At 34.8% G+C, this 1,190-nt stretch carries 2 protein-coding genes; both read left to right on the top strand.

From position 1 onward, the window contains the following. Nucleotides 1-828: ParA superfamily DNA segregation protein PrgP (gene prgP, locus FHL06_RS13625; RefSeq protein ID WP_153387183.1), on the top strand; the 828-nt coding region annotated here is incomplete at its 5' end. Further along, nucleotides 812-1,096, top strand: coding sequence for a DNA segregation protein PrgO (prgO, locus tag FHL06_RS13620; RefSeq protein ID WP_014386897.1), 285 nt, complete (start codon nt 812-814; stop codon nt 1,094-1,096). The genes prgP and prgO, both read left to right, overlap by 17 nt. The last annotated feature ends 94 nt before the right edge of the window (nt 1,097-1,190 follow it).

Genomic DNA, 1,190 nt, shown 5'->3' with positions numbered 1-1,190 from the left:
AAACCTCCATTGTTCAATCAAAAAGTTCTCTTGATTGATGTCGATTTGCAAGCTAATACTACAAGTAATGTAAAAAGAACTTTTAATCAACGTCATTTCCCACAGTCCTTTGTAAAGGCAGTACAAAGTGGAACTTTAAAAAATGCAATCTTTCCACTAACAAAAAATCTCGATTTCATTGCAGGTTCAATTGCCGAACACGAGCTTACTGATACGATTATCGATAACTCGAAGAGTAAACGAGACAGATATTTATATTTGGTAAAAATGGTAGATGAAATCAAATACGATTACGACTATATTTTTTTTGACGTCGCTCCTTCCACTGACACAGTCGTTGATGCAATAATTATGGCTTCTGATTATATCATTGCCGTACAAGAAGTTCGTAAAATGGCGATGGAAGGAACAAGTAATTTCATTGGGAAATACCTACAACCAATGTTAGATAATTTTCCTGAAGAAGCACACTTTCAAGTTGCAGGTGTATTGCCCGCACTTTTAACTTCTCATAAGAAGCGACAAATCGAAAACTATAGAGAGACTGTTGAAGTTTATGGACGCGATAACGTGTTCCACACTATTATCAAAAATCACGACCGTTTAGAAAATTTTGGCGAAGATGGTGTCTCACTCGAAGATTATAATGATCGAAAAATGTTTGGGCTCTTTGCCGATCTATTTTGTGAACTAGAGGCTCGAATTTCCTCATTTGAGAAAACTGGAGATGTTGAAAACTTTACTTATCAATCAAAATATTTTGATGCACTTGAAAATATTACATTACCACTTGGCAAGGAGATCGAAATAAATGGCGTTGCTGAATAAAAAGAACAATAAACAAAACACAGAAGATAATCGGAACAAGCCAACCATTATTGATGACGATGCAAAGATTACTTACGGTGAAAAACAATATAAGGCCAAAGATAGGCAGCCTATACAAGTCGATCCTCCGGTTGCCGATATGGTTCGAAATATCAGCTATGCAAAAGATATGCCAATGTACGAGGTTGTCAAAGTCGCCATGGAAGCTTATCGCGATACTCTTAGCGACTCTGAAAAAATAATTTATGATATGCGACAAGGCAAATAAATATAGCTAGTATATTAAATATACTTAATATACTAGCTATATTTATTTGCCTTGTTGTTCTTTATCTATCACGAAATATATCAAATATATTTGA

Origin of the sequence: Companilactobacillus halodurans, from assembly GCF_009600985.1 — a bacterium.
Taxonomy (GTDB): domain Bacteria; phylum Bacillota; class Bacilli; order Lactobacillales; family Lactobacillaceae; genus Companilactobacillus; species Companilactobacillus halodurans.
The sequence above is the reverse complement of the archived record's forward strand: the minus strand, read 5'-3'. Positions and strand labels throughout refer to the sequence as shown.

Bases quoted from the DNA above. Each gene is read 5' to 3' on its own strand.
- prgO (WP_014386897.1), top strand. From the start codon at position 812: ATGGCGTTGCTGAATAAAAAGAACAATAAACAAAACACAGAAGATAAT.